Origin of the sequence: Synechococcus sp. GFB01, assembly GCF_001039265.1 — a bacterium.
Taxonomy (GTDB): Bacteria; Cyanobacteriota; Cyanobacteriia; order PCC-6307; family Cyanobiaceae; genus NIES-981.
The window spans coordinates 1-5162 of sequence record NZ_LFEK01000094.1; the positions used below are offsets into that span (position 1 = coordinate 1).

General features: G+C 69.8%; 7 protein-coding genes and 1 pseudogene. 6 read left to right on the forward strand and 2 right to left on the reverse strand.

Translation table 11 applies throughout. The annotated features are described in order from the left end of the window. From SYNGFB01_RS15565 to SYNGFB01_RS16460, 5 genes and pseudogenes are all read left to right on the forward strand, one after another. Positions 1-331: pseudogene (locus SYNGFB01_RS15565) on the forward strand (hypothetical protein); the annotation flags it as partial. After that, on the forward strand, positions 328-453 hold the full coding sequence (locus SYNGFB01_RS15945; protein WP_255347549.1) for a hypothetical protein: 126 nt from the start codon (positions 328-330) through the stop codon (positions 451-453). The pseudogene SYNGFB01_RS15565 and the gene SYNGFB01_RS15945, both read left to right, overlap by 4 nt. Beyond that, entirely contained in the window at positions 450-854 is a 405-nt protein-coding gene (locus SYNGFB01_RS15570) for an HAD family phosphatase (protein ID WP_235300096.1), read from the forward strand. The genes SYNGFB01_RS15945 and SYNGFB01_RS15570 overlap by 4 nt, the downstream gene beginning before the upstream one ends. Before the next feature lie 59 nt (positions 855-913). Next, positions 914-1078 carry a hypothetical protein gene (locus SYNGFB01_RS16455; RefSeq protein WP_369795536.1) on the forward strand — a complete coding sequence of 55 codons (165 nt, stop codon included), beginning with the start codon at positions 914-916 and terminating at the stop codon, positions 1076-1078. Continuing rightward, entirely contained in the window at positions 1051-1188 is a 138-nt protein-coding gene (locus tag SYNGFB01_RS16460; RefSeq protein WP_369795537.1) for a DUF565 domain-containing protein, read from the forward strand. Before SYNGFB01_RS16455 ends, SYNGFB01_RS16460 begins: the two co-directional genes overlap by 28 nt. Positions 1189-2082: 894 nt before the next feature. Here SYNGFB01_RS16460 and rpmF read toward each other — a convergent pair. Next, complete coding sequence (gene rpmF, locus SYNGFB01_RS09735; protein WP_048017869.1) at positions 2083-2259, reverse strand: 50S ribosomal protein L32; 177 nt, start codon at positions 2257-2259, stop codon at positions 2083-2085. Between the two features lie 201 nt (positions 2260-2460). Here rpmF and ftsH point away from each other — a divergent pair, with 201 nt between their 5' ends. Further along, a complete protein-coding gene (ftsH, locus tag SYNGFB01_RS09740) occupies positions 2461-4200 on the forward strand; it encodes an ATP-dependent zinc metalloprotease FtsH (protein WP_048017872.1) in 1740 nt (579 codons plus the stop codon). A gap of 5 nt (positions 4201-4205) precedes the next feature. Here the strand turns inward: ftsH and SYNGFB01_RS09745 are convergent, their stop codons facing one another. Next, positions 4206-5162, reverse strand: coding sequence for a cupin (locus SYNGFB01_RS09745; protein WP_369795538.1), 957 nt, complete (start codon positions 5160-5162; stop codon positions 4206-4208).

Consider the following 5162-nt stretch of genomic DNA (forward strand, 5'->3'; position numbering starts at 1 on the left):
CGATGCGCGCCCATTGTGGATGCCTTGCCGCTCCCGTCAGGTGCCGTCCCGGGGGAGGAGACTGGCCCCGTTCTCCAGTGCCAGTGAACCGGCGCCCATGGCCCTGCACGCGTTGCTCTGGGACGTGGACGGCACGCTGGCGGAGACCGAGCGTGACGGTCATCGCCGCGCCTTCAACCGCGCCTTCAACCGCGCCTTCGCCGAGGCCGGTCTGCCGCTGCACTGGGATGCCGACGCCTACGGCTCCTGGCTGGGCATCAGCGGCGGGGCCGAACGCATCCGGGCAGCCTTGCAGCAGCACGAGGGACCGAGCCGTCCCCGGAGCGGGTGACGGCTCTGCAGGCGGCCAAGCAGCGGCACTACGCCGCGCTGATGGGGGCGGGAGACCTCCGCCTGCGCCCCGGTGTGACGGACCTGATCCGTGAGGCGTCGGCTGCGGGCTGGAGCAGGTGATCGTGACCACCAGCGGCCGCCCGGCCGTGGAGGCCCTCATGGGCCGTTTGCTGGGCGGCCTGGCCGATGCCTTCGGCTTCTGGGTCTGCGGTGAGGATGTGCGCCGCAAGAAGCCCGACCCCGAGGCCTATCTCCAGGCTCTGGAGCGGCTGGGCCGCCGCCCCGATCAGGTGATCTGCCTGGAGGATTCCCCGGCGGGCCTGGCTGCGGCCACCGCCGCCGGTCTGCCCTGCCTGGTCAGCCTCAGCCACTACGCCAGCCGAGAGGATCCGGAGTCATTCCGCGCTGCCCGCGCCGTGGTCAGCCGAACTTGGCCCCCGCTGCAGCGTGGTGCGCGGCCCGGCTTGTCAGCCAGGGCGGATCACGCTCTCCTATCTGGAACGCCTGCTCTGATCCCCTGACCCTGCAGCACACCCGCTTCAAGCGCCTCAGCGACCAGGTCGGTCTGCTGCTTCTGGGCGTGCTGCGCGGCAACTGGCGGTATCGCAGCGCCGTGTTGCTGGCCCTGCTGGTCGGCTTCTACCTGGGGGGCAATCTCACCAGCTTCGTGCTGATGCGCTTCCCCGGCGGCGACCGCTGCTGGTGCTCAGCCTGGTGGTGCTGCTCGAACTGGTGGTGCGGGTGAGGGGCCGCTGGCTGCGGGGTGATCCCGGTCCGGGATGGTTGATCGCCGACAACCTGCGCATCGGGTTTGTGTATTCGATCGTGCTCGAAGCCTTCAAGCTGGGGACCTGATGGCTCCCCCTTCGCTTCCGGAACCGCGGCTCGACCCGACGCTGCTGCAGGGTTTCGTGCTGCCGCTGCTGGCCAGCCTGGAAGGGCTGSCGCCTCGGGGCAGCGCGGGGTGGTGGCTCTCAACGGACCGGTGGGAGCCGGCAAGACGACGCTGTGCCGTGAGCTGGAGCGGCGGGCTGCCGAACGGGGCTTCCGTCTGGCCGTGGCCTCGATCGATGATCTCTATCTCCCCTGGGAGGAGCGTCAGCGCCGTCTGGCCGGTAACCCCTTCGGCGTCAGCCGCGTCCCGCCCGGGAGCCACGACGTCGCCCTGTTGCTGCGGAACCTGGAGCGGTGGCGCCGTCACGGCGTCCTGGTGCTGCCCCGCTTTGACAAGACCCTGCGGGATGGACAGGGGGACCGGTGCAGCGAACAGGCTCTGCAGGCGGATGTGCTGTTGCTCGAGGGCTGGCTGATGGGTTGCCGCCCTCTGGGGGAGGAACTTCTGGCGGCCCTCGAGACTGGCCCGGCCTGCCAGGTGGGTTCTCTGGCCGAAGATCTGGCGGGGCTCACGCCGGAGGAGATCCGCTGGTTGCCCCACTGGGACAGGGCCCTGGCGGCCTATGTGCCGCTCTGGAACCTCTGCCGGGGGCTCTGGCTGTTGTGGCCGAACGACTGGCGCCTGGCCCGTCGCTGGCGATTTCAGGCCGAGGCTCGGCAGCGCCGCTGCGGCGGCGCCTGGCTGGCCCCGGCAGCCCTGGAGCAGCTGGTGCGATCCAGCCTCTGCAGTCTGCCGCCAGCGCTCTACCAGGAACCCCTGGTGACCGGGGCTTCAGGCCTTGCCCGGCTCGATGGCCGGCGGCGCTGCCTTGCGCCGCATGGTCCGGAGGTCGGGTCGCCGATGGCCGCTGCGGATCAGCTCTCCGCGGCCTCGTCNGCATCGGTGGGATAGACGAAGCCCTGAGCGCGCCCGCTCAGCACGGCCTTGCCGATCGACAGCGCCTTCTGGGCGGCCACGGCCGCCTTGGATTTCCATTGGGCATGGCGCTGATTGCGCTTGCCCTTGGAGGTTTTCTTCTTGGGAACAGCCATCCCCGATCTCGTGCCGCCAAACGATGATCTTCCGCTGTCGCCTGGCCTTTCGTCAAATCGCTAAGCTCCAGCCAGAGGCGGATTCCAGTGAGCGAGAGCCTTTCTCCGGCCAGTGAGGCCCGCGGCGTTGAACCTGCCGCCCGGAATCCCCGCAGCCCCTGGCACGCCAGCACACCCGCCGCCCCCTCCTACAGCCAGCTGATGGCCGATCTCCGGGCCGGGCGGGTCAAGGAGCTGGAGTTGTCGCTGCAGCAGCGCGAGGTGCTCGTGCGCTACCGGGATGGCCGGGAGGCCCGCGTGCCCGTGTTCAGCAATGATCAGCTGCTGCTGCGCACGGCCGAGACAGCCCGGGTGCCGCTGGCGGTGCGTGACGATCGCGCCGAGGCCGCCATGGCCGGGCTGGTGTCCAACGGCCTGCTGGTGCTGATCCTGCTGGCCGGTCTCGCCCTGCTGCTGCGGCGTTCGGCCCAGGTGGCCAACCGCACCCTCGGTTTCGGCAGCAGCCGACCGCGCCTGCAGCCCGAGGGCGGCGTGACGGTGCGTTTCGAGGATGTGGCCGGCATCGCCGAGGCCAAGGAGGAGCTTCAGGAGGTGGTCACCTTCCTGAAGAGTCCGGAACGCTTCACGGCGATCGGAGCCCGCATTCCCAAGGGTGTGCTGCTGGTGGGCCCTCCCGGCACGGGCAAGACGCTGCTCGCCAAGGCGATCGCCGGCGAGGCCGGCGTGCCGTTCTTCTCGATCGCCGCCTCCGAGTTCGTGGAGATGTTCGTGGGGGTCGGTGCCAGCCGCGTGCGCGATCTGTTCGCCAAGGCCAAGGCCAAGGCGCCGTGCATCATCTTCATCGACGAGATCGACGCCGTCGGCCGCCAGCGTGGGGCGGGAATCGGCGGCGGCAACGACGAGCGCGAGCAGACCCTCAACCAGCTGCTCACCGAGATGGACGGGTTCGAGCCGAATTCCGGGGTCATCCTGCTGGCTGCCACCAACCGACCCGATGTGCTGGATGCGGCCCTGATGCGCCCCGGCCGCTTCGATCGCCGCATCCAGGTGGATCTGCCTGATCGGAGGGGGCGGGAGGAGATCCTGGCGGTGCACGCCCGCAGCCGGCCGCTCGATCCGGCCGTCTCCCTGGCCGACTGGGCCAGCCGCACTCCGGGCTTTTCGGGTGCCGATCTGGCCAACCTGCTCAACGAGGCCGCCATCCTCACCGCTCGGCGCCAGCAGGGTTCGATCGATGAGCGTGCTCTCTCCGATGCCCTCGAGCGCATCACCATGGGCCTGTCCGTGGCCCCGCTGCAGGACTCGGCCAAGAAGCGACTGATCGCCTATCACGAGGTGGGCCACGCGCTGCAGACCTGCCTGGTGCCCCATGCCGACCAGCTCGACAAGGTCACCCTGCTGCCCCGAGCCGGCGGTGTCNGGGGCTTCGCCCGCACGATGCCCGACGAGGAGATCCTCGATTCCGGTCTGATCAGCAAGGCCTACCTGCAGGCGAGGCTGGTGGTGGCCATGGGCGGCCGGGCCGCCGAGCTGGTGGTCTTCGGTCCCAGCGAGATCACCCANGGCGCGGCCGGTGATCTGGAGCTGGTCAGCCGGATCGCCCGCGAGATGGTCACGCGCTACGGCTTCTCCAGCCTCGGCCCGGTGGCCCTGGAAGGCGAGGGGGCCGAGGTGTTCCTCGGACGTGACTGGCTCCGCCCCCAGCACCCCTACTCCCAGGACACCGGCAGCCGCATCGATCTGCAGGTGCGGCAACTGGCCCGCCAGGCTCTGGATCAGGCCGTGGCGCTGCTGGCTCCCCGCCGGGTTCTGATCGATGCCCTGGTGGAGCGGCTGATCGCCGAGGAGACGATCGATGGGGCCAGCTTCCGGGCCACCGTGGCCCGCTTCGAGGACGAGGCAGCCGCGACGGCGCCGGAAGCCCTTGCCGTGACCCCCTGATCGGTTCAGGTGAAGCGGATGTCGAGGCTGCGCAGGTAGGTGTGCAGACCGGCGTCCTGGATCGGCAACAGCAGGGCATCCTGGCCACTCTCGTTCACATGGCTATGCCAGTGGCCCGGTGGCGTCACGAAGGCGGCACCGGGTTCCCACTCCATCCGCACCGGGTTGCGGATCGTGCCGTCCGGGTTCAGCTCGGTGCCTGAGAGGGTCGCGCAGCCCGGGGCGCAGTCGATCACCAGATCCAGGGCCACCGACTGATGCCGGTGGGGTGGTTGCACGGCGCCGGCCGGAACGAGGCCATACATCGCCCAGAGGGTGTGGGTCACGGTGCGGCTGGCCGGCAGATCGGCATTGGCCAGCAGGAGGCTGAGGCGGTTGCTGCGGGCACTGGTTGGATCCGTCGCCAGGGCCGCCAGTTCACGGCGCAACCACTCACCCGGGTAATGGGTCGCCTCGAAGCGGGGGCGATCGGCGCTCACTCCCAGGTGGCTGAGCAGGGGGCCGTCGTGCACCCAGTAGAGAACACTCTCCTCGGCGGCATCGAGCTCGGCGGCCTTGCCGGCGGGCAGCACGAACAGATCTCCCTGGCGCCAGTCCTGGCTGAATTCCCTGCTCAGGGTCGTGGCGGGCTGACGGCAGTTCCCGGCCCCCTTCCAGACATAGAAGAGAGAACTGGTGGCATTGGCTCCGGCGCTGATCGATTCACCGGCGAGAATCCGCACGAAGTTGGCACTCAGTGCCGGGCTCGTGGCCGGTCCCTGGCAGCCCAGTTCCCGGCTGAGGTCTAGGGGCAGGATCGCGCTCGGCCCGCGGGCATGGAGATCGGGTCCCCAGCGTCCCTCCGGGATCGGCTCCGTCAGACCGTGGCGAATCGGGTTGGCGGCCTGCCGGTAATCGAACAGCTGAGCCTTGCTGGTGGCGCGGCTGGGGCTTCTGGGAGTACGGGTCATGGCTCGAGCCAC